The organism is Cellulosimicrobium sp. ES-005, from assembly GCF_040448685.1.
Lineage (GTDB): Bacteria > Actinomycetota > Actinomycetes > Actinomycetales > Cellulomonadaceae > Cellulosimicrobium > Cellulosimicrobium cellulans_G.
In genome coordinates this window covers 1,955,252-1,981,625 of sequence record NZ_CP159290.1, presented here as the reverse complement: position 1 = coordinate 1,981,625, position 26,374 = coordinate 1,955,252, and the positions used below count along the sequence as shown (strand labels likewise).

Here is a 26,374-nt window from a genome sequence, read left to right as displayed (position 1 = left end):
CGATCGGGAGGTCAGAAGAGCGGCCACGGGACGGCGGGCATGCCGCCCGACGGCGCCGGGAACCGTGCCGCCCCGAGCAGGCGGTCGCAGCGCTCGGCGAGGGCCGTCACCTCCTCGGGCGCGAGGAGCTCCGCGAGCCGGCGGCCGAGAGCACCGTCGGGGTCGGCGCCGCCGCCCGTGCCGAGGCTCGCGCGCACGCGCTCCACGCCCGCGAGCTCGTCGGCGTCGAGGCTCTCGCCGAGCCAGCCCCAGAGCACCGTCCGCAGCTTGGGCTCGACGTGGAAGGTGACGCCGTGGTCGACGCCGAGGCGCCGCCCGTCGGACAGCGGCAGCACGTGCCCGCCCTTGCGGTCCGCGTTGTTCACGACCGCGTCGAACACGGCCATGCGCCGCAGCGCGGGTGTGTCCTCGTGGACCACGCTCACCGGGCGGTCCTCCTCGTCGACGCCCTCGAGCACCGTCCGCACGCCGTCCGGCGGGACGTCGCCCGTCGGGACGACGTCGACCGGCGACTGCGTCGCGTCGACCTCCTGCCAGAGCTGGACCATGCCCGGACCCAGCGGGCCGTCGCGCAGCCACGTGCGCGGCACGATCCCCCAGCCGAGCGACTCCGAGACGAGGTACGCGGCCACCTCCCGGGCCGCGAGGGTGCCGTCCGGGAAGTCCCACAGCGGCTTCTCCCCCGCCACCGGCTTGTACACGACCGAGACCTCGCCGACCCGGGCGAGGAAGGTCGCGTTCGACGCGGCACGGATGCGTCCGACGACCTCGAGCGGCGCGGTGTCGAGCGGCGTCGTGTCGGGCGGCATCGCGTCGAACGGCGTCGTGTCGACGCCGTCGTGCGGGGACGTCACGCCTCGTCGGGCAGCGCGCACTCGTGCCCGTCCGGGTCGACGGGCCGACCGCAGCGCGGGCACGCCGGTCGCCCGGCCTGCACGACGGCGCGCGTGCGCTGGGCGAAGGCGCGCGCCGTCCCGACGGGCATGCGGATGAGGAACGACTCGGCGGGCTCGGGCTCGTCCGCGTCGGGATCGAGCTCGTCGTCGTCGACGAGCGGGAACGCCTCGACGACGACCTGCGCCGTCCGGGGGTCCCAGCTCAGCCGCATCGACCCGGTGCGGAACTCCTCCTCGACGGGGAGGTCCAGCGGGTCGTCGTCGACGAGCTCGGCCGCCACGTCGACGGGGACGCTGTACCGGTTGTCGGGCGCCTCCATCAGCTCGTCGAGCAGGCGCTGGATGGTGTCCGCGAGGACGGCGGACTGCTCCTTCTCCAGGGCGACGCTCGTCGTGCGGGTGCCCGTCCGGGCCTGGAGGTAGAAGGTGCGGGAGCCGGGCATCCCGACGGTTCCCACGACGACGCGGTCGGGCCAGTCGTGCTCGTGGACGAGAGGGGGCATGACCCCACTCTACGAGCGCCCGCGCGCGACCCGCCGGGTGGCCGCGGGTCGGATGTCAGGACGGCTGCGGCTCGCTCGCGCCGTCGTGCTGCGCCGGGCCCGCGCCGCCCCCGACCGGCGCGTCGCCGACCGGCGCCGCCGTGGCGAGCCACGAGAGGTCGCCGGAGTCGGTGTTCACGGCCACCACCTCCGGGCGGTGCGGCCCGTACCGGACGATCGAGATCGACGCCGGCCCGACGACGATCCGCTGGAACAGGTCCAGGTGCGTCCCGAGCGCGTCGGCGAGCACGGACTTGATGACGTCCCCGTGCGACACCGCGGCCCACACCGCGTCCGCCCCGTGACGCTCGGCGACCTCGGCGTCGTGCCGGCGGACGGCCTCGACGCCTCGCGCCTGCATCGCCGCGAGCGACTCCCCGCCCGGGAACACGGCCGCCGACGGCTGCGTCTGCACGACGGACCACAGCGGCTCCGTGGCCAGGTCCTCGAGCGCGCGCCCCTGCCACTGGCCGTAGTCGCACTCGGTGATGCCCTGCTCGGTGACGGACTCCGGCGTGGCCACCTGGCGGTCGAGCAGGGCCTGCGCCGTCTGCCGGCACCGCTCCAGCGGGCTCGTCACGACGCGCGCGAGCGGCACTCCCGCGACGCGCTCGGCCGTGCGGGCCGCCTGGTCGCGACCGACCGCGTCCAGCCGGACCCCGGCAGACCGCCCGGCGAGGATCCCCCCGGCGTTCGCGGTGGTGCGGCCATGACGGACGAGGAGGACGGTCGGCATGCCCTGAGCGTAGGCGGGACCGCCGACCCGTGCGGACGGCGCGGGCGGCGTCCCGGCCTCAGGCGGCGAGGGCGAGCACGACGACCGCCGCCCCGAGGACGGCGTCGAGCGCGCAGCAGAACGCCGCGAGGGACGCCGAGACGACGCGGCCCGTGCGCAGGTGGTGCACATCCCATGCCGCATGGGCGAGGAGCCCCGCGCCGACGAGCAGCCCGGCCCACGGCTGACCGAGGAGGGCGACGGCGACCGCGACGCCCACGACGACGGCCATCGCCGCGGCCTGCAACGGCAGCCCCCACGCAGGGCGGGCCGCCCCGCGCGCGAGGCCGTAGACCGCCAGCACGACGACGACGCCGAGCATCGCCCAGAACGGGTCGAAGCCGGGGAGCGCGAAGCCGACACCGATGAGCACGAACGTGAGCCCGAACAACGGCCACGCGGCGTCGCGGCGACCGAGCGCGGCCGCGCCGAGGTAGACGAACGCGGCGGCGGTCAGGACGAGCGAGGACTGCGCGGTGTCGGAGAAACCGACCCATGCGGCCACGGCGAGCGCGCCGCCGAAGAGCGCACCCGTGACGACGGGCCACCACGCGGCGGGCCGGGCGAGAGCGCGCCCCGCGGTGCGCGCGGGGGTACGGTCCGCGGCGGTCATCGCGCCACCTCGTCCGGAACCGCGGGCACCGGCGTGCCGGGCGGGGTGAACGCGGCGAGGACCGTCGCGGTGATGGTCGTCGCCGCGTCGTCGGGCGCGAGCCGGCCCGCGTCGATCTCCTCCGCGGCGCCGTGCATCACCCGGTGCAGGGTGCCGACCAACCAGGATGTCGGCAGGTCGGCCCGGAACACCCCGTCCGCGCGACCCCGCTCGACGAGCCGCTCGACCCGGGACGCCGGCCGCGCGTGCAGCGCGAGCACCCGCTCGGGCCCGAGCGCCTCCGTCGCCGCGGTCAGGAGCGAGCCGACCTGCACGATCGTCAGCCAGCTCTGCCGGACGAGGCGCACCAGCGCGTCGCGCGGGTCGCCGGTCAGGTCGACGGCGTCGAGCGCCGCGTCACCCTCCTCGATCGCGCGCGCGACGACCGCGTCGACGAGCACCGCCCGGTTCGCGAAGTGGCCGTAGAGCGTGACCCTGCCGACTCCCGCGGACCGCGCGATCTCGGCGACGCTCGCGTCGGGGTCACGGCTCAGGCACACGGCCGCCGCGTCGAGGATCGCCTCGAGGTTCCGGCGCGCGTCGGCGCGCCGGGTCTGCTGCTGGGTGGGTTCTCCGGGCACGTCGCCCTCCGTAGTCGAACACCGCTGTACGAGTTACAGGACCGACTCCACCCGAAGTTCGGGGCAGAGTCAAGGGTTCGGCAGCGGATTCCTGAGCGCGGCCGAGCGCGTCAGCCGATCACGCGGACCGACAGACCCTGCGACGCGAACGCCGTGACGCGCTCGCGCAGCCGCTCGACGTCGACGTGCGTCGCCAGTCCCAGCGCGGGGTCGACCTCGAAGCGCACCGTCGTCCCCGTCGAGCCGTCGTCGGCGACCGGGACCAGGTCCGTGACCGGGACGCCCCGCGCGTAGCGCTGGGTCCACGAACCGTTCAGCCGGCGGTTGGTGTGCACCAGCTCGGCGCTCAGCGCGCTCACGACGGACATCCCGCGTCGCGCACGCCCGTCCGGAAGCACCGGCGGCCGCGTCGCGTCGAAGAACCGCAGGTCCCGCGTCGCCATCACCGGCTTCTTGACGAACCTGCCCGCGTCGTCCGGCAGCGTCGCGGTGCCACGACCGTCGTCCGCGACGGTGGCACCCGAGGCGTGCAGGGCCACGACGGCGGAGCCCCCGCCACGGTCCTCGGCCTCCTCCGCGGCATACGCCAGCACCTCCAGCACCAGGTGCTCCACACCGCCCGGTGCCAGCTCGTGCGCACGACGCCGCACGTCTGCGAGGTGCTCGTGGTCGACCGACGCCGACCAGTCGTGCGTCGTGCTCGTCCAACCCGTCACGGCCTTCCCCCTCGGTGACGCCACGGATGCGAATCTCTCACGACTGAAGGGGATGCGCGACGGTGCGCAAACACGGAGAGGGACCGGCCGAAGCCGATCCCTCTCGATGTCGGGCTGACAGGATTTGAACCTGCGACCCCCTGACCCCCAGTCAGGTGCGCTACCAAGCTGCGCCACAGCCCGTGGCTGGATCACCAGGCGTAACACTCGACCTAACATCGCGTGTCCCGGCCCCGTGAAGCCTCGGATACTCTACCCCATCCGCGACGCCGCCAGCGCACCGTTTGCCCCGGTCGGGGCTGTGCGGTCGGTCTCGTCGGCAGCACCCGGGGTGCCGTCCCGCTCCCCCGTCGGCAGGTGGGCGCGCCACGCGCTGGCGACGATCGCCAGGCAGACGGCGGCGATGACCAGTCCGCCGAGGAACATCTGCGTGTACGTCCACCGCACGGACAGCGCCGCGAGCGCCACGGGCACGCAGAACCCGACGTAGGTGATCGAGTAGTAGACCGCCGTGAGGCCGGCGAGGTCGTCGGGTGTCGCGATGCGCTGGACCTCGCTGAGCCCGGCGACGAGCGCGAGCCCGTACCCGGCGCCGAGCACGGCGGCGGCGACGAGCGCCGTCGGGAGGTCGAGCCGGGCCGCGGCGTAGGCGCCGAAGCCCATGCCGACGACGACGATCGACATCGCGACGACGGACGCCCGCGCGCTGCGGCGGGTGTCGATGAGGCGCCCGAGCACCTGGATCCCGACGCCGCAGCCGAGGCCGAGCACGGTCATGAGGCCGGAGAACGCGATGGGCGCGCTCCCCGCGCTCGCGGACACGAGCCCGGGCAGCACGGCGTAGGCGCTGCCCGCGCACCCGAACACCCAGGGCGCCACGGGCACGACGACGCGCAGGAACCGCCGGTGCGCGACGGCCGGTACGCGCAGGTCGTCCCGCAGCCGGCCGCGGGACGCACCGTCGGGCGCTGCCCGCGTCTCCGGCACGCCGAGCACCCACACCCCGGCGCCGACGGCGAGCACGGCGTGCAGCAGGTAGGCCGTGTGCGTGGGCCAGGGCGCCCACTGGGCGAGCACCGCCGCGACGCCGGCGCCGACGAGGAACCCCAGCGTGAGGGCGAGGCCGGCGCGCCGGGCTCCGGAGCCGCCGTCGGGCACCCCGGACGCGACCGCCGCCGTGTCGGTGAGCTCCTTGACCCACGTCGTCCCGACGGCCATGACGAGCCCGAGCGCGACGCCGCAGAGCACGCGGCCGGTGGCGAGCAGCGCCGCGGACGACTCCCCCGCAGCGAGCACGAGCGACCCGACGAGCGCGATCGGCGCCGCGGGCAGCAGCAGGGGCCGGCGCCCGTACCGGTCGGACAGCGGTCCGCCGAGCAGGAGCGCCGGGATGATGCCCAGCACGTAGGCGGCGAGCAGCGCGTCGACCGTCACGGCCGAGAAGTGCCCCACCTCCCGGTACATGACGAGCAGCGGCGTGAACTCGTTGCCGCCCCAGGCGACGGCGAACATGACGGCGGCGACCGCCACCCAGGCCCGCGGCCCGACGACGGTCCCCGCCCCGCGCCCGGACGGGGCGGTCTCGTTCTCGGTCCGCTCAGACCCAGGCACGGAGGTCGCTGCGCTCACAGACCGGCCCTCGCGTCCTCGAGGTGGCGCTGGATGCGGCGCTTGTAGGTGCGGGTGTCGCGCACCTCGAGCGCGTCGACGAGGGCGCGGTGCCCGGCGACGAAGGTCGCGGCGCGGCGCGGGTCCCACCGGACGCTGTGCGCGACCATGCGCTGCTGGCGCTCGCGCAGGCTCACGGAGAACGTCGTGAGGAGCGCGTTGCCGCCCGCGGCGACGATCTCCTGGTGGAAGCGCGCGTCGAGCGTCGCGTACTCGGCGACGTCGCCGTCGGCGACCGCCGCCTCCTGCGCGGTGACGAGGTCGCGCAGCAGCGCGACGAGCGTGGCGAGCTCGGTGTCGGGGAGCCGGACGACGTTCTGCGCCGCGTGCGTCTCGACGAGCAGGCGCGCGTCGAGGACGTCGTCCGCCTCCCCGGGCGCGACCGGGACGACGAGCGCGCCCCGCTTCGGGTAGAGGCGCAGCAGCCCCTCGGTCTCCAGCCGCAGGAACGCCTCGCGCACGGGCGTGCGGCTCACGCCGAGCTGCTCGGCGATCTCGCCCTCGCTCGTCATGGACCCGCCGGGCAGGCTCCCGTCGAGGACGAGGGACTTCACGTGTCGATAGGCCTGCTCGGTAGCAGAACCGCTGGTCGTTCGAGGCATGGATACATGATGCATCTATCTGGTGCGCGACATCGACCGGAGTCGCACCGCGCGCCCGTGGCGCTCGCCACACCCGCGCACCAACCTTCACGTGATGCTTCAGGACGAGGGATCCGGCGCCGCCGAGCACGCCCTTGCGCGCCTCAGTGGTGGTGCCCGCTCCGGCCGAGCGTGGCCTCCGGCGTCGCACCGGGACGGGTCCACTGGGGCACGGGGCGCGTGGTCGGGCCCCAGCCCGCGACGCCGTCGGCGTCCGCGCGCCAGTACCAGCACGCGCCCTCGCCCTCGGGCCAGCCGTCGGGGGTGTCCTCCCACGACTCCCTGCGCCCGTAGGGCGTCATGTCGAGGAGAGCGAAGTGCGGGCTGGTCGGCTCGTTGCCGCGACCCGTCGTGCGGTACGTGAGGAACACGTGGTCGCCGTCGCGCAGGAAGCAGCTCACGTAGCCCATCTCGCCGCCGACCGGCTCGTCCAGCCCGCGCACCGAGTACCACGGCTGGGTGTAGCCCATGAACTCGACGTACGGCTCGACCTCCTCCCAGCGGCCGACGGTGAGGATCGCGAACGAGACGCCGCGCGCGTTGAGGTAGACGGCGTCCCGCAGGGCCCACGCCGTCCACGTGCACCCCTCGCACTGTCCCTGGTGCGGGGCGCCGTCGTGCCACATGTGCTGGTAGACCACGAGCTCGTCGCGTCCCTGGAACAGGTCGACGAACGGGACCGCCCCGTCCGGGCCGACGACCTCCACCGCGCCGTCGATCTCCACCATGGGGAGCCGCCGGCGTGCCGCCGCGATGGCGTCGCCCTCACGGGTGTGCGCCTTCTCCCGGACCAGGAGCTCGTCCCGGGCGGTCTGCCAGGTGGCGAGGTCGACGACGGGTGGTCGGCCGGGCAGGGAGACGGTGGGGCCGCTGGTCGTGGTCGTCATGGTGTCCTCCACGGATGTCGGTGCCGGTCGGCGCAGGCCGCCCGACGAGGTCACCCGCAACGACCCGACGGGCGACCGGAACTCATCGGCCCGTGCCGGCTCGCTCGACCTTCCGGCCCTCCACACCGCTCCCTCGGTCGACGACCACCGCCCGAGCGGCTCGTCCGCGCCGGGCGCGCGCCTGCGCACAGATGGTCGCCACGTCCGCAGCCGCTCGAGACGCTCCCGTCAGACCACGGGGCCGGAGCCCTGAGCGATCTGGAGCACGCGGGAGACCCCCGGCTGGTCGGGGTCGTCGGTGATCTCACGGCCGTCGAGCCAGCTCTCGACGACGTGGGCGAGCTCGCCGGGGTGGCTGAAGTTCATGGCGTGGGCGGCGCCGTCGATCGCCACGATCGTCACGTGCGGGGGCGCGAGCGTGCCGACCTCGTGCACGCGCCGGGGCGGCGGCATGAGCGGGTCGCGCGTGCCGATCACCGCGAGGGTGGGGACCGGGACGCGGATCACGCGTTCGAGCGACGGGAACCGGACGAGCTCGGAGAACAGGTGCAGCGCGTTGACGGCACCGAAGCGCGCGTAGTCGGGCACGGCGATGCGCGCCATCCGCGGGCTCTCCCGGCCGGCGTCCCGGGCGAGCTGGGTGAGCGCGCGGGCGAACGGCTGGTTGTGCACGCCGCCGGCGGGCGAGGCGAGGACGATCCCCGCGACGCGCTCCGGTGCGGAGTGCGCGACCTCCAGGCTGATCGGGCCGCCCATGGAGTTGCCGACGAGGATCACCCGCTCGAGCTCGAGCGCGTCGAGCAGCGAGAGCAGCGCCCACGCGAGCGACGGGATCCCGAGGGTGTGACCCCAGCGCTCGCTGCGCCCGTAGCCGGGCAGGTCCGGCACGACGGCGGTCGCCCGGTGCGCGAGGCGCTCCGCGGTCGGGAGCAGGTACGTGCCGGAGACCGCGAACCCGTGCACGTGCACGATCGGGACGGCGCCCGGCACGTCCGGGCCGATCCGCACGAACACGTCGTGCCCCTCCACCTCGACGTGGCGCGAGCGCCACCCGTCAGCAGCCATAGGCCGATGGTGGCAGAGCGGACGCCGCGGCGCCCGGGCAGCGGGAGCACCCGCGGCGGGTGAGGCGTGCGCCGGGCACGGCCGGTGAGCATGGACGGCGGACGGGGGTCGACGTGGAGCAGAGCACCGAGAACACCGCCGGCCGGCCGACCGCGGCCGCCCGGCGTCTCGCGCTGCTCCTCGCCGCGGCGATGTTCGTCCTCGTCGTCGACACGTCGTTCATGAACGTGTCGATCTCGGCCGTGGTCCGCGACCTGGGCACGACCGTGAGCGGGGTGCAGACGGCCATCGCGCTCGAGGCGCTCGTCTCCGCGTCGTTCATCCTCGTGGGCAGCAAGGTCGGCGACCTCGTCGGGCGCCGCCGCGCGTACGTCGTCGGGCTGCTCGCGTACGGGGCGGGCGCCGTCGCGATGACCATGGCCCAGAGCCTCGTGGCCGTCGTGGTCTTCTGGTCGGTCGTCGGCGGCCTGGGCGCCGCGCTGCTGCTCCCGGCCATGCAGTCGCTCGTGCACGGGAACTTCGACGGCGCCGCGCGCAAGTCCGCCTACGCGCTCGTGGGGGCCGCGGCGTCGATCGCGGCGGCCGTCGGGCCGCTGCTGGGCGGCGTCATCACGACGACCCTGTCGTGGCGCGTGGCCTTCGGTCTCGAGGCCGTGGTCATCGTGGTGGTGCTCCTGGGGGTGCGGCTCGTGCGCGACGTCCCGTACACCGGCGACCGCGCGGTCGACGTCGTGGGGACCGTCCTGTCGGTCGTCGGGATGGGCGGCATCGTCCTCGGCGTCCTCGTCTGGCAGGAGGGCGGCGAGGCGGTCGGGGCGTTCGTGGTCGTCGGTGCCGCGGGCCTCGTGGGGCTGGCGGCCTGGCTCGTGCGGCGCGCGCGGGCGGGGCGGACGACGCTCGTCGACCCGGGGCTGTTCCGCTCCCCCGCGTTCCGCGTCGGGGTCTCGCAGCAGCTCTTGCAGCAGGTCGCGCTCGGCGGCGCGATGATCGCGCTGCCGATCTTCCTCCAGATGGCGCTCGGCTACGACGCGCTCCTGGCGGGCCTCTCGCTCGCGCCGCTGTCGCTGACGATGTTCGCCGCGGCCCTGGTGGCGGGCAAGCGTCCCGGCCGACGCCGCCCGGCCACGCGCGTGCTCGCCGGGTTCGCGCTGCTCGTCCTCGGCATCGCGGCGGCCGTCCTCGTGGTGCCGCGCGCGACGTCGGGCTGGTGGCTGGCGCTGCCCCTCGTCGTCGCGGGCGCCGGGCTCGGGCTGCTCGTGTCGCAGCTCAACGCGTACACGCTCTCCCCCGTCCCCGAGGAGCGCGCGAGCGAGGCCGCGGGCGTCAGCTCGGCGGCGGGGTCGTTCGGGCTCTCGCTCGGCCTCGCCGTCGCCGGTGCGGTGATGCTCGCGTCGCTCGCCGCCGGGTTCACGGCACAGGCCGAGTCGAGCACCGTCCTGCCCCCGGACGACAAGCAGCAGGTCGCGACGGTGCTCGAGGACGACGCCGAGATCATGAGCGACGCCCAGCTCGTCGAGCTGCTCGCCGACGAGCCGCCCGAGGTGCAGGACGAGATCCTGCGCATCAACGACGACGTCCGGGCCCGCGCGCTCCAGGTCGCGCTCCTCGTGCCGCTCGTCGCGGGACTGCTCGGCGTGGTCGCCGCGCTGCGCATGCGACGGATCCCCGATCCCGAGGTGCGCGAGGACGCGCCCCCGGCCCTCGGCTGACGTCCGACGACCGGCACCGCAGGTCGGCTCGCTCCGCACGGTCCGTGACCGGACCGAGACTCCCTTCGTCGCTCGCGCTAACCGCCGCGAAACTCCCGGGAAACAGCGACTTGTGAGCATCGGTCCCGGCAGGGGGCTCCACCACCACCGCGGTCGTGCGCGCAGTCCGGCGCGCGCCGAGGAAGGACCAGCTCCCCCATGACCCGCTTCCCTTCGCGCCGACGGCTCGGCCGGCGCGCCGCGCTCGTCGGCGGCCTGGCGGTCGCCGCGACCGCTCTCACCGCCCCGGCTCACGCCGCGCCGTCGGTCTCCGACGCGACCCTCGACGCACCGTCGAGCGTCGAGGTCGGCGCCCCGATCACGGTGACCGTCGCTGCGGCCGGTGCCGTCGACCTCTACGCCTACGACCTGGCGGTCTCCTACGACCCGGATCTCGTCGAGCTCGTCGAGGACTCCGTGGTCACGCCCGACGGCGGGTTCTCCGACGTCGCCGACGACGCGGCCGGGACCGTCTCCGTCACGCACACGCGGCTCGGCACGTCCCCCGGACTCGCGGGCGACGTCACGCTCGCGACGCTCACGTTCACCGCCGTGGCCGACGGCGACGCCCCGTTCGCCGTCCCCACGGCCACCCTCGTCGGCGCCGACGCCACGACGGCGTCGCTGACGGACGCCGCGGCCGCCTCGACGACCGTCACGGCCGTCGTGACGGCACCGCCCACGGACGACCCGACGGACGGCACGACCTCTCCGTCTCCGACCGGTGACGGCTCGGCCGCTCCCGGGGCCGACGGCGCGTCCGACTCGCCGTCGACCTCGGCCGGACCGGGCTCGCTCGCCTCGACGGGCGCGAGCGTCGCGTGGTTCGTGGGGGCGGCCCTGCTCGCCGTCGCGGCGGGCGTCGGGATCCTCTGGGCACGCCGTCGGGCGGTGGCCTCGCGATGACTCTCGAGACGACCCCCGACCTGACGAGCACCCGCCCGACCGCCGCGCCCGGCGCGCCCGCGCCCCGGGTCCGTCACACCTCGAAGGAGCAGCCCGTGCCCACCATCCACCGACGCGCCGCGGCGGGCGGGCTCGCCGCGCTCACGGCGACAGGGCTCGTGCTCGCCGTTGCCACGGCTCCCGTCGCGACCGCGGCTCCCGCCGCGACCCCGCTCCTCGCCCCGTACTGGACGGAGCTCGACCTCACGGGCGACGACCAGGTCACCTCGGACGACCTCGCCGTCGTCGCCGCGGCGCTCGGCGCGACGACCGACGACGCCGCGTGGGCCGACGTCGCGACGGCCGACACGGACCGCGACGGCACGATCACCGTCGCGGACCTCGCCGCCGTGTCCCAGCGGATGATCTACGACGACGGGTCGTTCGAGCTCGTCGAGGCCTCGGTGCTCGACATGCAGGCCGCGATGAACGCGGGGGTCACGTCGTCCGTCGCGATCACCCAGGAGTACCTGGACCGCATCGCGGCCTACGACACGACCCTCGTCGACACGGGCGCGGGCGGGCGGCCACTGCACTCGATCGTCACGACGAGCGACGTGGCGCTCGAGGCCGCCGCGCGCGCGGACGCGGCCCGCGCCGCGGACGGCATGACGAGCCTGCTGCTCGGCGTGCCCGTCGCGCTCAAGGACAACTACGACACGAAGGACATGCCGACGACGGGCGGCTGCGGCTGCTGGGACGGCAACCGGACCGCGACCGACGCGACGATGGTCGACGGGCTGCGCGCCGACGGGGCCGTCGTCCTGGCCAAGGCGAGCCTCGACGAGTTCGCGTTCGGCTTCGTGTCCGAGTTCTCCTCGTACCAGGACGCGGGGACGAGCACGCTCGTCGCGAGCCCGTACGTCACGAGCCGCACGGCCGGCGGGTCGAGCGGCGGCACGGGCGCGGCGATCGCCGCCAACCTCGCCGGGCTCGGGTTCGGCACGGACACGGGCGGCTCGATCCGGGTGCCGTCGTCGTACAACCAGCTCGTGGGCGTGCGGCCGACGGTCGGGCTCGCGAGCCGCGACGGCATCATCCCGCTCGCACTGAGCCAGGACACGGGCGGCCCCATGGCACGCAGCGTCCTGGACGCGGCCGTCGCGCTCGACGCGGTCGTGGGCGTCGACCCGGCGGACCCCGTGACCTCGCGCCAGGAGGGAGCGGTCCCCGCCTCGTACACGCAGTACCTGGACGCGGACGCGCTCGACGGCGCCCGCATCGGGTACGTGCCGTCCATGCTGGGGAGCAACGCCACGACCCTGCGCCTCTGGGCGCAGACGCGGGCCACGCTGGAGTCGCTCGGCGCCACCGTCGTCGAGGTGACGCCGCCCTCGACCTGGTCGCCGGTCCTCCCGAACGGGTTCGCGAGCGTGCTCAGCGAGGGCTCGGGCTCGACGAACGAGTTCAAGCACGACCTGGACGAGTACGTCGCGCACCACCTCTCGACCGACGTCACGGCGCGGTCGCTGGCGGGCATCGTCGAGTCCGGGCGGTACGTCCCGTCGCGGCGCAGCACCTACGTGTCGCGCGACGCCGTCACCCCGGAGACGTACCAGGCGTGGGCCGGGCCCGCGGGCACGCACACGAAGGTCCTCGCCGAGGGCAAGCAGCTCGTCACCGCGATGCTCGACGACGCCGACCTCGACGCGCTCGTCTACCCCAGCGCGAACCCGTACGGGACCATCGGCACCAACCTGCGGCTCAGCCCCAACACGGGCCTCCCCGCCGTGACGGTGCCGATCGGACAGGCGACCGAGGCCGACGCGACCGTCACGGGCGGAGGCGTCAATCTCGAGCTCCTGGGCCGCGACTTCGAGGAGGGCCCGCTCTTCGGCCTGGCGTTCGCGCTCGAGCAGGCGACGCACGCGCGCACGTCGCCGGCGCTCTACGGTCCGCTCGGCTGAGCCCGGGTACTGCGCTCCTGCCGGACGGCGACCGGTCCCTCGCGGGTCCGGCCGCCGTCCTCGCGTCGGACCGGTCGAAGGGTGCTAGGTTCCTCCTGACACCGCTATCAACCTCAACGCCGAGGGACGCCCGGATGCCACTCGTTCACACCCCAGCCACCCGCACCGCGCGTCCTCTGCGGCGCAGGCTGCGCACGCTGCTCGCCGCCCTGACCACCGTCGGGCTCCTCCTGACCGGCCTCGGGACGGCGTCCGCCACCGACGCGCCCGCGCCCGACGCCGCGGGCTGGTTCACGAGCTGGGCCCAGTCCCAGCAGCGCGTCTCCACCAAGAACTTCGCGAACCAGTCGATGCGGATGGTCACCCGCCTGAGCCAGGGCGGGGACGCCGTGCGGATCCGGCTGCAGAACCAGTTCGGGGTCGGGCCGGTCGTCATCGACCAGACGTCGCTCGCCCTGAGCGCCGGAGGACCCGCGATCGTCGCGGGCACCGACCGCGTGCTCACCTTCGGCGGGGCCGAGAGCGTCACGATCCCCGTGGGCGGGGAGGTCTGGAGCGACCCGACGAGCATCGCCACCGACGACCTCGACGAGGTCGCCGTGACCTTCTACCTCGCCCGGCCGACCGTGACGAGCCTGCACGACCGCGCGGGCCGCAACAACTACGGGGCGCCGACCGGGTCGGGGAACCTCAACGCCGAGGTCTCCGGCGCGTCGTTCACCGAGAACCTGCCGTGGACCTACTTCGTCAGCGCGGTCGACGTGTACGACGCGGACGTCGCGGGCACGATCGTCGCCTACGGGAGCTCCGTCGTCGACGGCGTGGGCAGCGAGAACTGCGGGCCGGGCTGCGACGCGTTCGGCCAGGACCGACGTTGGACCGACGACCTCGCGCGGCGCGTCGCGGCCGAGCTGCCGCCGTCGCGGCAGGTCGCGATCGTCAACGAGGGGATCAGCGGCACGACCTCCTCGCCCGCGTGCGGGGGCGGCGGGAACGACGGCGTCTCGCGCCTCGAGCGCGACGTGCTCGCCCTGCACGGGGTGACCGGCGTGATCTTCTACTACGGCACCAACGACCTGGCGAACGGCTGCACGGACGCGACGATCCTGGCCAGCTACGAGCAGATCTTCGAGCGGCTGCGCGCCGAGGGCATCAAGGTCTTCGTCACCCCCATCACCCCCCGCCCCGGGTACACCGCGCTGCAGAACCAGTACCGCCGCGCCGTCAACGACGTCGTGCGGGCGGGCGGCGACTGCAGCGGCACGTGCGACGGCGTCCTCGACTTCGACGCGGTCCTGCGGGACCCGGCGAACCCCGACTCGATCTACCCGCCCTACGACACCGGGGACGGCGTCCACGCCAACGTCGCCGGGCAGCAGGCCATCGCCGACTCGATCCCGCTCGACCTCCTCGTCGGCGACCGGCCGTCGGTCGCGACGAACGTCCGCCTGCGCTGCCTCGCCGGCACCCCGTACGTCGCGGTCCGCGTCGCCAACACGGACGACGTCGCGCTCGACGTCGACGTGGAGACCGCCTACGGGTCGAGGTCGTTCACCGGCGTCGCGCCCGGGTCGAGCGCGTACCAGTCGTTCGCCGTGCGGACCGCACCGAGCGGCGGCGTCGTGACGGTCACCGCGCGCACGGCGGGAGGTGGCGGCGCCGAGCGGGTCGAGCAGGTCGAGCACGCCGCGCCGGCCTGCTGACGGACGCGCGAGGCGCCGAGCCGGGCGGGCGTCGAGCGCGTCGTCGTGCACAGCAGCGAGCGTGCCGTCCGCGCCGACGACCGGGCGGGCATCACGTCCGACGCGAGCGCTTGCGCCACCGGCGACTGCGCCCGGTCGACGCTCCTCGTGACGTCAAGGGCGCGTGACGTCGAGGAGGGCGTCGATCGACCCGGCCTCCTCGACGAGCCCCGACCACCCGACCCGCGAGGCGGTCTGCGCCTCCGCGTCCGTGAGCAGCCGCAGCGTGCGGATGTGGCCGACCACGTTCCCCGCGGCGTCGATCACGTCGTCCAGCGCGGCTCCCCACCGCGAACCCGTGGCCATGATGGCGGAGATCTGCGTCCCGGTCAGGAACGGGTCCCGGTTGCGCCACGGCGTCTCGAACGGCGGCGTGCGGCGGTTGACCGCGATGTCGTCGCACACGATCCGCAGGGCGACGAGCGCGGCGCCCTCCTGACCCTCGGGCACCTCGACCGCCAGCTCGACGGGAGGCCCGGCGTCAACCGGCAGCCGGGAGACGCCCGCGGTGAGGAGCGTGATCGGCCCGTCCGTCGGCTGCTTGGCCACGACCATGACGGAGCCGCCGATGCGCTCGTCGAGCAGGGCCGGCGGCACGCCGAACGCGTCGAAGACGTGGTTCGGGAAGGCGTCGTGGCTCCGAGCGAGCGGGAGGTCGGTCATGGGCACCGATCCTCGGGGCGGCGGGCCGCAGGCTCGCCGCCCGACGCCCCCGAGATGGCGACGTACGGCGCTCGACTCCGGGCCCGAGCGGTCGCGCGTCGCCATCTCGGCGGCACGCCGCTATCTCGGGGCAGCACGTCCGGTCCTCGGGGTGGTCCGGGACCGGGCCCGACGGTCGTCGTCGCCGCCCAGAGCGGCGCCGAGAGCGGACAGCACCAGCAGGTCGACGGCCAGGCCCGCGACGCCGACCCACTGGAGCGCGCGGAACACGAGGAGCTGGGTGAGCAGCAGCGACACGAGCACGCCACGGCGGACCCAGACCGCGCCCGCGCGGTGGTCCTCCGGACTCCCGCCGCGGGCCACGACGACGCCCGCCACGACGCACGCGACCGTCCCCGCGACCCCGACGACGATCCCGGCGCCCACCCACGTCGGCACGTCGATCCCGCCGGTGAGCACGCGGACGCCGGCGAACAGCGACCCGAGCGCGGTGCCCAGCACGAGGACCACGACCACGGCGGCCGCCCAGGGCCGCCCCAGGGCCGCGGCGAACCACGCGGACGCACGGCGGACGAGCGCGCGCACGGGGTCGGGCACGTCGACGTCGTCGCGCGGCACGGCCTCGACGAGCGCGGACACCTCCGCCGCGGCGGGCTCGCCCCGGCCCCGCGCCGCGAGCGTCCGTGCTTCGTCTCGCGCGTCGTCGGTGAACCCGCCCGCGACGCCCGCGACCGCGCGATCGGTCGCGACGGCCAGGTACTCGGCGGGATGATGCCGGCGCCGCCCGTGCAGCGCCTCGACCACGAGCACGAGGACCACGACGGTCGCATAGATCAGCGCCGCCGTCGGCTGGTAGAAGTAGTCGTTGTCCGCGGTGACGAACTTGCCGATCTCGTCGACGAACAGCCCGAACCCGACGCCGCCGACGACCGCACCGAGCGAGCGCAGCGCGGGCCCGACGAACGACAGCAGCACGACGACCGCGAGCGCCATCCCGAGCCCGCCCCAGACCACGTGCGCGACGTGCAGGTCTCCCCCGCCGACCTGCGGGTACCCGGAGGCGGCGAGCAGGAAGCGCGTGACGAGCACGGTCGCGACGGTCACGACGAGGAACGTCACGAGGTGGCGCGTGGCGGCGGTGTCGCGTGCGACGCCGAGGCGCAGCGCACGCCCCCGCCGGGTGACCCCCGCGGGGACGCGTGCGGCGCCGTCGCTCACCGCTTGCGCTTCTCCCGCACGCGGACGCTGATCTCGATGGGCGTGCCCTCGAACCCGAACGTCTCGCGCAGGCGGCGCTCGATGAAGCGCCGGTACCCGGCCTCGAGGAAGCCGGTCGCGAAGATGACGAAGCGCGGCGGGCGCGTGGATGCCTGGGTCGCGAAGAGGATGCGGGGCTGCTTGCCGCCGCGCAGCGGGTGCGGGTGGGCGGCGACGAGCTCGCCGAGGAACGCGTTGAGGCGCCCGGTCGGGATGCGCGTGTCCCACGAGTCGAGCGAGCGCTGGATCGCGGGGACGAGCCGGTCGGTGTGCCAGCCGGTGCGCGCGGAGACGTTGACGCGCGGCGCCCACTGCACCTGGACAAGGTCCTTCTCGATCTCGCGCTCGAGGAAGGGACGACGGTCCTCGTCCATGAGGTCCCACTTGTTGTACGCGATGACGAGGGCGCGCCCGGCGTCGACGACCTGCGAGATGACGCGCGTGTCCTGCTCGGTGAGCGGGACGGACGCGTCCACCAGCACGACGGCCAGCTCCGCCTTCTCGATCGCGGCCTGCGTGCGCAGCGACGCGTAGAAGTCGGCCCCCTTCGTCTGGTGCACGCGGCGGCGGATGCCCGCGGTGTCGACGAGGACGTACGGGACGTCCTTGATCGTCACGAGCTCGTCGACGGGGTCGCGGGTCGTCCCCGCGGTCTCGTCGACGACGACGCGGTCGGCGCCGGCGATCTTGTTGAGCAGCGACGACTTGCCGACGTTCGGCCGCCCGACGAGCGCGACGCGGCGCGGCCCGGTCGGACGCACCTCGCCGTGGGCGGACTCGGTCGGCAGCGCGGCCATCGCGGCGTCGAGCAGGTCCCCGGTCCCGCGCCCGTGGAGGGCGGACACGGGGTAGGGCTCGCCGAGGCCGAGGCTCCAGAGGTAGGCCGCGTCCGCCTCGCCCGACTGTCCGTCGACCTTGTTGGCGCACAGCACGACCGGCTTGCCGGACTCGCGCAGCAGGCGGACCACGCGCTCGTCGGTCGCGGTGGCGCCGACCGTGGCGTCCACGACGAACAGCACGGCGTCGGCGAGCGAGATCGCGACCTCCGCCTGCTCGGCGACCTTGGACTCGATGCCGGCGACGTCGACCTCCCACCCGCCGGTGTCGACGAGCGTGAAGCGCCGCCCCGCCCACTCGGCGGGGTAGCTGACGCGGTCTCGCGTGACGCCGGGCTTGTCCTCGACGACGGCCTCGCGGCGCCCGATGATGCGGTTGACGAGCGTCGACTTGCCGACGTTCGGCCGGCCGACCACGGCGAGCACGGGCAGCGGCGCCTCGGGCTCGTAGCCCTCGATCACCTCGCCGTCGGCGTCCAGGAGGACGAGGTCGGTGTCCTCGAGCTCGTAGTCCTCGAGTCCGGCGCGCAGCGCGCGCTCGCGCGCCGCGTCGTCCGCCGAGTCCGCGAGGTCCGCGGGCGCCAGGGGCTCCTCGGCCTGCCCGGCGGCGTCGATCTGTCCGGGCGTGCCGGGCTGGGCGGGGTCGGGTGTGGTCATGGCATCCATTCTCCCAGGCCGCGGGCCGGGCTCCGAACCGCCCGCCCCGGCGCGGCGCGCGCGTCCTCTCCGAGCGGCCCGCGTCAGCCGGCGGCGCCGTCGCGGCGCGCGGCCAGGCGCTCGACGACGGCCCGCACGACGTCGTCGGGCACGGGCTCCGCGAGCGGGAACCGCAGCGTGCCCTTGCCGTCCTGGTAGCGCACGATGCGGCGCGCGAGCGCGTCGTCGACCTCCGGGACGGGGTACAGCGAGACGTGGTGCGCCCACCCCGCGAGGTAGACGACGTAGCGGTCGTCGAGCGTGAACGTCGGGATGCCGTAGCTGATGCGCTCCCCGAGGCCGGGCACGGTGTCGTGCACGACGGCGCGCAGGTGGGCGACGACGTCCCGCGCCGGCGGTGCCAGCGTCGCGAGGTACTCGTCCACGGTCGTGGGCTTGCCCGGAGCATCGGTCATCCGCACTCCCCCTCCGTGTGCTCGCTCGCGTCCGCGGCCTCGCGGCGGCGCGCCGCACGACCGGCTACGCGCGAACCTACCGCGCGGCGGGCGACCCCGCGAGGCGCACGAGCACCACGCCCGCGACGACGAGGACTCCACCCGCCGCCTGCACGAGCGTCGGCACCTCGCCGAGGAGCAGCCACGCGATGACGACGGCGAACAGCACCTCGGACAGCCCGACGAACGACGCGAGGCGCTCCCCCATGCGCACGGTCGCGGCCACGCCGGAGACGTAGGCGAACGCCGTCGCCACGAGGACGACGACCACGAGCGGCACGTACCAGGGGGTCGACGCGCCGAGGAGCGCGACGTCGACGAACGGCGCGGCGAAGGGCAGCACGCCGACGAGGCCGGCGGCGCCGAGCGCGAGCGCCCCGACGCCCAGCCCCGACGCGGCGAGCGCGACGGCCGGCAGCCGGGTGGGGCGCGCGGAGAGGACGAAGTAGGCGCCGAGGCCCACGGCCGCGCCGAGGGCGAAGAGGACCCCGACGAGGTCGGGGCGCGCACCCGCGGGGTCGACGACGAGCACGAGCCCGGCGACCGCGACGACGCAGCCCGCGAGCGTGAGCCGCGGCGGGACGTGCCGCGTGCGCAGCCACGCGAGGCCCACGAGCAGCACGGGTGCGAGGTACTCGACGAGCAGCGCGATGCCGACCGGCATGCGCGCGACGGCCGCGAAGTAGCAGAGCTGCGTGCCGGCGACCGCGACGAGGCCGAACCCGAGGACGAGGCGCCACTCCTCGCGCAGCAGCCGGTGGCTGCCCCGCAGCGCGACCGCCGCGACCGGGGCGAGGACGAGCGCCGAGCACAGCGCCCGCGCGAAGACGGCCGCGCCCGGCGTCCACCCGGCCTCGAGCAGCGGCTTGACGAACGGGCCGCTCGCGCCGAACGCGAGCGCGGACGCGAGGCCGACGAGGATGCCCGTGCCCGGCCGATCGCCCACGACGTGCGCCGTCGTAGGCCCCGCCGGCCCGTCGAGGCGCCCCTGCGGCGACGCGGTCACGGCGTCGCCCGCCGCTCCCGGTTCGGGTCGTCCGTGGGCAGCGCCACGCCGGTGCGGGCGACGGTGTCCGCGACGAGGTCCGCGAGGGCGGTGCGGATGCGCTCGTTCGCGTCCTCGAGCGCCTGCTTGCCGCTCACGCCGGGCGCCCGCTCGACGGCGAACGGCTCGCCGAACCGGACGACGAGGCGGCGACGCAGGCCCGGGATCCGGTTCACGCCCTCGCCCGTGCGGCGCGTGCCGAGCACGGCGACGGGGACGACGCACGCGCCCCCGTTGAGCGCGAGCCACGCGACGCCCGCACGCGCGGACGTCGCGTCGCCGCGCCCACGGTTGCCCTCCGGGAACACGCCGACGGCCCCGCCCCGGCGCAGCACGCCCAGCCCGGTCGCCAGCGCGCGCCGGCCGCCGCTGCGGTCGACGGGGATCTGGCCCGCGGCCCGCAGGACCCACCCCACCGGACCGACGAACATCTCCTCCTTCACGAGCACGTGCAGCGGGCGCGGCGCGACCCCCAGCACGATCGGCCCGTCGACCACCCCCGTGTGGTTCGCCGCGAGCACGACCGGTCCCTCGGTCGGCACGTTCTCCGTCCCGAGCACCCGGGTCGACCAGACCACGCGGGCGAGGAAGCGACCGACCCAGCGCGACCAGGCCGGCCCCGCGGGCGAGGGCACCCGCACGCCGGGCGAGCCCGCGCTCACGAGCCCTGGCGCGGGCCGACCACCCGCCCGGTGACCTGCTCGACGACGGCGAGCACGGCGTCGATCGTCTGCTCCAGGTCCAGCTCGGACGAGTCGACCGTCACGACCCCGTCGGCCGCGACCTGGAACTGCGAGACGGTCGCGTCGTCCCGGTCCCGACGCAGCACCTGGTCCTTGGTCGCCTCGACCGCGGCGGCGTCCGCGGTCCCGTGCACGTCGAGGGAGCGGCGCGCCAGGCGCGCCTCCTCGCTCGCGGTGAGCAGGACGCGCGCGTCCGCGTCGGGCGCGACGACCGTCGTGATGTCCCGGCCCTCGGCCACGACCCCGCGCCCCCCGGCGAACCCGGACGGCGTGCGCTCGACCTCGATCACCGCGCGCTGCAGGCGCCGCAGCTCCGCGCGGACGTCGAGGTTGGTCGCCACCGCGCTCACGGCCGTCGAGATCTCCGTGGAGCGGATGGCCTCGCCCACGTCGGTCCCGTCGACGTGCACCGTCGGCCCGGCCGGGTCCAGCCCCATGACGAGCGGCATGACGCGCACCGCGTGCGCGACCGCCGCCTGGTCGGCGAGGTCCTCGCCCCGGTGCAGGCACCACCAGGTCGCGGCGCGGTACATCGCGCCGGTGTCGAGGTACGCGAGCCCGAGCCGGCGCGCGACGCCCTTGGACACGCTCGACTTGCCCGACCCGGAGGGCCCGTCGACGGCGATCGTCAGCGCGGCGCCCCCGGTGCCCCCGATGCCCGAGGCGCCCCCCTTCCCCCCGCTCACTGGGCCAGGTCCTTGCGCAGCGACGTGGCGCCGTGCAGGTACACGTGCTGGACGGCGGACCGCTCGACGTCGAGGTCGGCGTGCGCCATGAGCCGCACGACGCGCGGCAGCGCGCCCGGCACGGCGATCTCCGTCGCGCACATGAGCGGCACGTCGCCGAGCCCCATCTCGCGCGCCGCGGCGGCCGGGAAGTCGGCGACGAGGTCGGGCGTGCAGGTGAAGAGGATGGAGATCAGCGCGTCGGTGTCGACGGCGTTCGCGTCGAGCACCTCCTGGACGAGCTCGCGCGTGCGCTCGAAGAGGTGCTCGCGCTCGTCCACGTCGAGCTGGGTCGCGCCCCGGATCGCCCGGACCGGCATGGGTGGTGCTCCTTCTCGCGGGACGGCCCGCCTCACGGCGGTCCGTCGGGTGGTCGTACGGGCGTGGTCCGGGCGCTAGAGCCCGACGCCCGCCATGAGGCTGCCGAGCTCGGTGCGGCCGAGGACGCGCGTCGTCCCCGGGCGCAGGTTGCCGAGCGCGACGGGTCCGATGCGCGTGCGCACGAGGCGCGTCACGGGGAAGCCGACCTCCTCGAACATGCGCCGCACGACGCGGTTGCGCCCCGAGTGCAGCACGACCTCGATCATCGTCTGGTCCGCGACCTGGTCGACGACGCGGTACGCGTCCGCGCGCACGACGCCGTCCTCGAGCTCGATGCCGTGCAGGAACTTGTTGGCGACGTTGCCCGGCACCTTGCCGCGCACCGTGACGAGGTACGTCTTGGCGACCTCGTGCGAGGGGTGGGCGAGGTGGTTCGCGAGCTCGCCGTCGTTCGTCAGCAGGAGCAGGCCCTCGCTGTCGGCGTCGAGCCGCCCGACGTGGAAGAGCCGCTCGGGACGGTCCGCGACGAGCTCCGCGATCGAGGGTCGACCCTCCGGGTCGTGCATGGTCGACACGACGCCGCGCGGCTTGTTGAGGGCGAGCGTCACGCGCGACGAGTCGAGCTGGAGCCGCATCCCGTCCACGTGCACGACGGCGCGCGCCGGGTCGATCCGCACGCCCAGCTCGGTGACGCGGACGCCGTCGACCTCCACCCGCCCCTGGGAGATGAGCTCTTCGCACGCGCGGCGCGAGCCGAGCCCCGCCGAGGCGAGCACCTTCTGCAGGCGCACGCCGTCCTCGACGTGCACGTCCCGCTGCGGCGCCGCAGGCCGCTGCCCACGGCGCGGCCGCCCGGGCTGCTGCCGCCCGGGCTGCTGTCCCCCGGGCTGCTGTCCCCCGCGCGACGGCGCCGCGCCGCGACCCGCGCCCTGGCCACCGCGGCGGGCGCTCGCGCCACGGCCCGTGGACGTGCCCGCCGACCCGGAGCCCGCCCCTCGCGGGGCACCGCCCGAGCGTCCGGCGTCGCCGCGTCGCGGGCCGCCCCGCCGCGCGTCGCCGTCCCCGTCGCGCGGAGCGCGCCCGCGCCCCCCGTCACCGGGCTGGCGCCCGTCCTTCGAGCTCATGCGTGTCCTTCGTCCGTCGTGTCCTGCGCGGCGTCGAGCGCCACGTCGTGCAGCGTCGGGGCCGACGCCGGTGCGTCGTCCCCGTGGTCAGCCGCGCCGTCGGAGAGGCCCGACGAGGACGCGACCGCGCCCGCCCGCGCGCTGCCACGCAGGTCGGCGAGCCCGTCCAGGCCTTCGAGGTCGTCCATGTCCGGCAGGTGCGGCGCGAGCGGGGGCAGCTCGTCGAGCGACGTGAAGCCCATGCGCTCGAGGAAGTAGCCCGTGGTGCCGAACAGGCCGGCGCCGGTGTGCGGGTCCTGGCCGACCTCGGCCACGAGCCCGCGCGCCACGAGAGTGCGCACCACGCCGTCCACGTTGACCCCTCGCACCGCCGACACCTGGCCGCGGCTGACCGGTTGACGGTACGCGATCACGGCCAGAGTCTCCAACGCCGCCTGCGTGAGCCGCGCCGTCTGGCCGCCCTGCACGAACCGGCCCACGACCTCCGCGTGCGCGGGCGCGGAGTACACGCGCCAGCCGCCGCCCGCCTCGCGCAGCTCGAACCCGCGCGGCCGGGCGCCGTCGTCGCCGCGGTACTCGGCGGCGAGGTCGTGCAGCGTGCTCAGCACCTCGTCGACGGGGACCGCGAGCGCCGCGGCGAGCTCGACGACCGGGATCGGCTCGTCCGCGACCATGAGCACGGCTTCCAGGGCGGCGGGCAGGCCACCCGGGAGGTCGTGCACGGCGGGCGCGAGGACCTCGTCGAGAGCGGGGGCGCCGTCGGGCTGCGTCACGCGGGGACCTCCTGGTCGGTGGGTGCGGGGGCGCCGACCGGCTCGGGGTCGTCCCCTTCGTCGAACTCGCTGCCCACGTCGGCGAGGGCGGGCTCCGGAGCGTCGTCGCCCGACCACCGCACGGTGAGCTCGCCGAGCGGCGTCACCTGGTCGAACGCGACGAGCGCCTGGCGGAACAGCTCGAGCAGCGCGAGGAAGCGGGCCACCACGACGGCCGTCTCCCCCGCGTCCGCGACCAGGGCCCGGAACGTCGTCGTGCCGTGGCTGCGCACGCGGTCCACGACGATGCCCGCCTGCTCGCGCACGCTCACCGCGGGTGCGTGCAGGTGGTCGAGCGAGACGCCGGGCGGCGGCGCCTTGGGCGCGAGCGCGCGGGCCGCGAGCGCGGCGAGCTGCTCGGGCCCCATGGTCCACACGAGCTCGGGCAGGAGCGCGGCGAGGTGCGGCTCGAGCTGCACGACGCGCGGGAAGCGCCGACCCGCGCTCTCGAACCGCTCCGCGAGGACGCCCGAGACGTCCTTGTACGCGCGGTACTGCAGGAGCCGGGCGAACAGGAGGTCGCGCGCCTCGAGGAGGGCGAGGTCCTCGTCGTCCTCGACGCTGCCCGTGGGCAGCAGGCGCGCGGCCTTGAGGTCGAGCAGCGTCGCGGCGACGACGAGGAACTCGCTCGCGGTCCCGAGGTCCCACCCGGGGTGGTCCTCGCCGGCGGCGCGCGCGGCGGCGGCCGCGCGCTCGGCGTCGCGGATGTAGGCGATGAAGTCGTCCGTCACGCGCGCGAGCGCGACCTCGGTGATGTCGAGCTTGTGCTTGGTGATGAGCGACAGCAGCAGGTCGAACGGGCCGCTGAAGTTGTCGAGGCGGACCTCGAACCCTCGACGCGCCGGCTCGGTCTCAGGCGGCGTCGCCACGGGCGACCAGCTCCCGGGCGAGCTGCCGGTACGCGACGGCGCCGGGGTGGGTCGGCGCGTAGACGGTGATGGGCTCGGCCGCGACGGACGCGTCGGGGAACTTCACCGTGCGTCCGATGACGGTCTGGAGCAGCTTGTCGCCGAACGCCTCGTGCACGCGCGCCACGACCTCGCGCGAGTGGAGCGTGCGCGAGTCGAACATCGTCGCGAGGATCCCGTCGATCTCCAGACGCGGGTTGAGCCGGTCGCGCACCTTCTCGATCGTCTCGACGAGCAGCGCCACGCCGCGCAGCGCGAAGAACTCGCACTCGAGCGGGATGAGGACGCCGTGCGCGGCGGTGAGCGCGTTGACCGTGAGCAGGCCGAGCGAGGGCTGGCAGTCCACGAGGATGACGTCGTAGTCGTCGACGACGGGCCGCAGCACGCGCGACAGGACGGACTCGCGCGCCACCTCGCCGACGAGCTGGACCTCGGCGGCCGACAGGTCGATGTTCGCGGGCAGGAGGTCGAGGTTCTCGACGTCCGTCGGGACGAGCACGTCGTGGATGTCCGCGCCCCGCTCCATGAGCAGGTTGTAGACCGTGCGGTCGAGCTCGTGCGGGTTGACGCCGAGCCCGACGGACGCCGCCCCCTGCGGGTCGAAGTCGACGAGCAGGACCTTGCGGCCGTACTCGGCGAGCGTCGCACCGAGGTTGATGGTCGTCGTCGTCTTGCCGACGCCGCCCTTCTGGTTGCACATCGCGATGATGCGTCCGGGGCCGTGCGCCGCGAGCGGCGCGGGGACCGGGAACTCGGGCAGGGGCCGGCCGACCACGTCGGTGGGCGCCTCGGCGGAGTCGTGGCTCACGCCGTTCGTGGCGTGGTCGACGACGGGTGCGTCGTCGCGCTCGGCGGAGGTCACGGGGGCGGCCGGACGGACGGCGTCGCCGTGCGAGCTCTGCGCGCCGCGCGTCTCGGGCTGGGTCTCGGCCTGGCTGCTCACGTCCGCCACGGTATCGCAGGACCTCGCCGCCGCTCGTGCGCACGCGCCCGCGCGCCGCGTTCCCGGCGACGGGCCTCCGGACGACGGGCGAGCGCCCCGGTCAGCCGAGCGCGCGGGGGTGCGCGGCGGCGTACACCTCGCGCAGCGTGTCCGGGGTGACGAGCGTGTAGATCTGGGTCGTCGTCACCGACGCGTGCCCGAGGAGCTCCTGGACGACGCGCACGTCGGCGCCGCCCGCGAGCAGATGGGTCGCGAACGAGTGCCGCAGCGTGTGCGGCGAGATCCGCTCCGGGTGGTCGATCCCCGCGCGCTCGGCCGCGGTGCGCAGCACGGCCCACGCGCTCTGCCGCGACAGGCGCGCCCCGCGCGTGTTGAGGAAGACGGCGGGTGTCCCCCGGCCCTGCGCGGCCAGCCCCGCACGCCCGCGCACCAGGTACGCGTCGAGCGCGCGCCGCGCGAACGAGCCGACGGGGACCACGCGCTCCTTGCCGCCCTTCCCGAGCAGGCGGACCGCACCGGTCCCGAGGTCGAGGTCGTCGACGTCGAGGCTCACGGCCTCGGAGATGCGGGCGCCGGTCGAGTAGACGAGCTCGAGCAGCGCGCGGTCGCGCAGGGGCCCGGGGCCGTCGCCGACGCCCGCGGCGTCGAGGATGCGCGCGACCTCGTCGGTCGAGATCGCCTTGGGCAGCCGCTTCCCCTGCGCGGGCGGGCGCACGTCGGCGGACGCGTCCGCGTCCGCCAGGCCCTCCGCCGCGCAGAAGCGGTGCCAGCCCCGCACGGCAGCCACGGACCGCGCCGTGGACGACGGCGAGAGGCTCGCCCCGCCGTCGGCCCCGGTGCGCAGCGCGGTGACGTACGCGGCGACGTCGTCCGCCTCGACCTCACGGACGGCGTGGTTGCCCCGGGAGGCGAGGAACGCGACGTAGCGCGCGAGGTCGCGCCGGTAGGCGGCGACGGTGTTCGCGGACAGGCCCCGCTCGACGGCGAGGTGCGCGAGGTACTCGCGCGCGGCACGGTCCAGCGCCTCGGGCACGTGCGCCTCGCCGGAGCCCATCGTCCTACCGTCCTCCCGGCACGGCCG

27 protein-coding genes and 1 tRNA gene are annotated in these 26,374 nt (G+C 75.3%); 4 read left to right on the top strand and 24 right to left on the bottom strand.

The features are described 5' to 3' along the window. Positions 1–11: 11 nt before the first annotated feature. From ABRQ22_RS08620 to ABRQ22_RS08570, 11 genes are all read right to left on the bottom strand, one after another. A complete protein-coding gene (locus tag ABRQ22_RS08620) occupies positions 12–809 on the bottom strand; it encodes an SCO1664 family protein (protein ID WP_353709527.1) in 798 nt (265 codons plus the stop codon). A gap of 41 nt (positions 810–850) precedes the next feature. Then, complete coding sequence (locus tag ABRQ22_RS08615; RefSeq protein WP_253049571.1) at positions 851–1,399, bottom strand: DUF3090 domain-containing protein; 549 nt, start codon at positions 1,397–1,399, stop codon at positions 851–853. 55 nt (positions 1,400–1,454) lie between these two features. Then, positions 1,455–2,174: a histidine phosphatase family protein gene (locus ABRQ22_RS08610; protein WP_353709230.1), complete on the bottom strand. Its 720-nt coding sequence runs from the start codon at positions 2,172–2,174 to the stop codon at positions 1,455–1,457. Positions 2,175–2,232: 58 nt separating this feature from the next. Continuing rightward, positions 2,233–2,826, bottom strand: coding sequence for a hypothetical protein (locus ABRQ22_RS08605; protein WP_353709229.1), 594 nt, complete (start codon positions 2,824–2,826; stop codon positions 2,233–2,235). Next, positions 2,823–3,446: a TetR/AcrR family transcriptional regulator gene (locus tag ABRQ22_RS08600; protein ID WP_353709228.1), complete on the bottom strand. Its 624-nt coding sequence runs from the start codon at positions 3,444–3,446 to the stop codon at positions 2,823–2,825. The genes ABRQ22_RS08605 and ABRQ22_RS08600 overlap by 4 nt, the downstream gene beginning before the upstream one ends. A 110-nt stretch (positions 3,447–3,556) precedes the next feature. Further along, on the bottom strand, positions 3,557–4,162 hold the full coding sequence (locus ABRQ22_RS08595; RefSeq protein ID WP_353709227.1) for an ATP-binding protein: 606 nt from the start codon (positions 4,160–4,162) through the stop codon (positions 3,557–3,559). 109 nt (positions 4,163–4,271) lie between these two features. Beyond that, a tRNA-Pro gene (locus ABRQ22_RS08590) sits at positions 4,272–4,345 on the bottom strand. A gap of 69 nt (positions 4,346–4,414) precedes the next feature. Beyond that, on the bottom strand, positions 4,415–5,791 hold the full coding sequence (locus tag ABRQ22_RS08585) for an MFS transporter (protein ID WP_353709226.1): 1,377 nt from the start codon (positions 5,789–5,791) through the stop codon (positions 4,415–4,417). Continuing rightward, complete coding sequence (locus ABRQ22_RS08580) at positions 5,788–6,432, bottom strand: GntR family transcriptional regulator (protein WP_290444584.1); 645 nt, start codon at positions 6,430–6,432, stop codon at positions 5,788–5,790. The genes ABRQ22_RS08585 and ABRQ22_RS08580 overlap by 4 nt, the downstream gene beginning before the upstream one ends. Before the next feature lie 143 nt (positions 6,433–6,575). Beyond that, on the bottom strand, positions 6,576–7,358 hold the full coding sequence (locus ABRQ22_RS08575) for a DUF899 family protein (RefSeq protein WP_353709225.1): 783 nt from the start codon (positions 7,356–7,358) through the stop codon (positions 6,576–6,578). 228 nt (positions 7,359–7,586) lie between these two features. Continuing rightward, positions 7,587–8,423, bottom strand: coding sequence for an alpha/beta hydrolase (locus ABRQ22_RS08570; protein ID WP_253049619.1), 837 nt, complete (start codon positions 8,421–8,423; stop codon positions 7,587–7,589). A 191-nt stretch (positions 8,424–8,614) separates the two neighbouring features. On the opposite strand from ABRQ22_RS08570, the gene ABRQ22_RS08565 reads away from it, so the two are divergent. From ABRQ22_RS08565 to ABRQ22_RS08550, 4 genes are all read left to right on the top strand, one after another. Then, positions 8,615–10,132, top strand: coding sequence for an MFS transporter (locus tag ABRQ22_RS08565; protein WP_353709526.1), 1,518 nt, complete (start codon positions 8,615–8,617; stop codon positions 10,130–10,132). 198 nt (positions 10,133–10,330) lie between these two features. Further along, positions 10,331–11,077 carry a cohesin domain-containing protein gene (locus ABRQ22_RS08560; RefSeq protein ID WP_353709224.1) on the top strand — a complete coding sequence of 249 codons (747 nt, stop codon included), beginning with the start codon at positions 10,331–10,333 and terminating at the stop codon, positions 11,075–11,077. 95 nt (positions 11,078–11,172) lie between these two features. Next, positions 11,173–13,023, top strand: coding sequence for an amidase family protein (locus ABRQ22_RS08555; RefSeq protein ID WP_353709223.1), 1,851 nt, complete (start codon positions 11,173–11,175; stop codon positions 13,021–13,023). Positions 13,024–13,157: 134 nt separating this feature from the next. Continuing rightward, a complete protein-coding gene (locus tag ABRQ22_RS08550) occupies positions 13,158–14,726 on the top strand; it encodes a GDSL-type esterase/lipase family protein (protein WP_353709222.1) in 1,569 nt (522 codons plus the stop codon). A 153-nt stretch (positions 14,727–14,879) separates the two neighbouring features. Here the strand turns inward: ABRQ22_RS08550 and ABRQ22_RS08545 are convergent, their stop codons facing one another. The 13 genes from ABRQ22_RS08545 to xerD form a co-directional block, all read right to left on the bottom strand. Next, entirely contained in the window at positions 14,880–15,428 is a 549-nt protein-coding gene (locus tag ABRQ22_RS08545; RefSeq protein ID WP_253049627.1) for a hypothetical protein, read from the bottom strand. Positions 15,429–15,548: 120 nt separating this feature from the next. Further along, positions 15,549–16,646 carry a hypothetical protein gene (locus tag ABRQ22_RS08540; RefSeq protein WP_353709221.1) on the bottom strand — a complete coding sequence of 366 codons (1,098 nt, stop codon included), beginning with the start codon at positions 16,644–16,646 and terminating at the stop codon, positions 15,549–15,551. Then, the gene (der, locus tag ABRQ22_RS08535) at positions 16,643–18,178 is read right to left on the bottom strand and encodes a ribosome biogenesis GTPase Der (RefSeq protein WP_353709220.1); all 1,536 of its coding nucleotides are present in this window, start codon (positions 18,176–18,178) and stop codon (positions 16,643–16,645) included. Before der ends, ABRQ22_RS08540 begins: the two co-directional genes overlap by 4 nt. Before the next feature lie 83 nt (positions 18,179–18,261). Then, positions 18,262–18,633, bottom strand: a complete 372-nt coding sequence (locus tag ABRQ22_RS08530) for a DUF1801 domain-containing protein (protein ID WP_253049634.1) — start codon at positions 18,631–18,633, stop codon at positions 18,262–18,264. A 76-nt stretch (positions 18,634–18,709) separates the two neighbouring features. After that, complete coding sequence (locus ABRQ22_RS08525) at positions 18,710–19,618, bottom strand: DMT family transporter (RefSeq protein WP_353709219.1); 909 nt, start codon at positions 19,616–19,618, stop codon at positions 18,710–18,712. 56 nt (positions 19,619–19,674) lie between these two features. After that, a complete protein-coding gene (locus ABRQ22_RS08520) occupies positions 19,675–20,379 on the bottom strand; it encodes a lysophospholipid acyltransferase family protein (RefSeq protein WP_353709218.1) in 705 nt (234 codons plus the stop codon). Further along, positions 20,376–21,146, bottom strand: a complete 771-nt coding sequence (gene cmk, locus ABRQ22_RS08515) for a (d)CMP kinase (protein ID WP_253049639.1) — start codon at positions 21,144–21,146, stop codon at positions 20,376–20,378. The genes ABRQ22_RS08520 and cmk overlap by 4 nt, the downstream gene beginning before the upstream one ends. Continuing rightward, positions 21,143–21,505 carry a chorismate mutase gene (gene aroH / locus ABRQ22_RS08510; RefSeq protein ID WP_087472142.1) on the bottom strand — a complete coding sequence of 121 codons (363 nt, stop codon included), beginning with the start codon at positions 21,503–21,505 and terminating at the stop codon, positions 21,143–21,145. Before aroH ends, cmk begins: the two co-directional genes overlap by 4 nt. 75 nt (positions 21,506–21,580) lie before the next feature. Beyond that, positions 21,581–22,630 carry a pseudouridine synthase gene (locus ABRQ22_RS08505; protein ID WP_353709217.1) on the bottom strand — a complete coding sequence of 350 codons (1,050 nt, stop codon included), beginning with the start codon at positions 22,628–22,630 and terminating at the stop codon, positions 21,581–21,583. Then, positions 22,627–23,403 (bottom strand): SMC-Scp complex subunit ScpB, encoded by a 777-nt coding sequence (locus ABRQ22_RS08500; protein ID WP_353709216.1) that lies wholly within the window; start codon positions 23,401–23,403, stop codon positions 22,627–22,629. The genes ABRQ22_RS08505 and ABRQ22_RS08500 overlap by 4 nt, the downstream gene beginning before the upstream one ends. Continuing rightward, entirely contained in the window at positions 23,400–24,311 is a 912-nt protein-coding gene (locus ABRQ22_RS08495; protein WP_253049646.1) for a ScpA family protein, read from the bottom strand. Before ABRQ22_RS08495 ends, ABRQ22_RS08500 begins: the two co-directional genes overlap by 4 nt. Further along, entirely contained in the window at positions 24,295–25,158 is an 864-nt protein-coding gene (locus ABRQ22_RS08490) for an AAA family ATPase (protein ID WP_253050717.1), read from the bottom strand. Before ABRQ22_RS08490 ends, ABRQ22_RS08495 begins: the two co-directional genes overlap by 17 nt. A gap of 235 nt (positions 25,159–25,393) precedes the next feature. Then, positions 25,394–26,347 (bottom strand): site-specific tyrosine recombinase XerD, encoded by a 954-nt coding sequence (gene xerD / locus ABRQ22_RS08485; RefSeq protein ID WP_253049648.1) that lies wholly within the window; start codon positions 26,345–26,347, stop codon positions 25,394–25,396. Between the last annotated feature and the right edge of the window lie 27 nt (positions 26,348–26,374).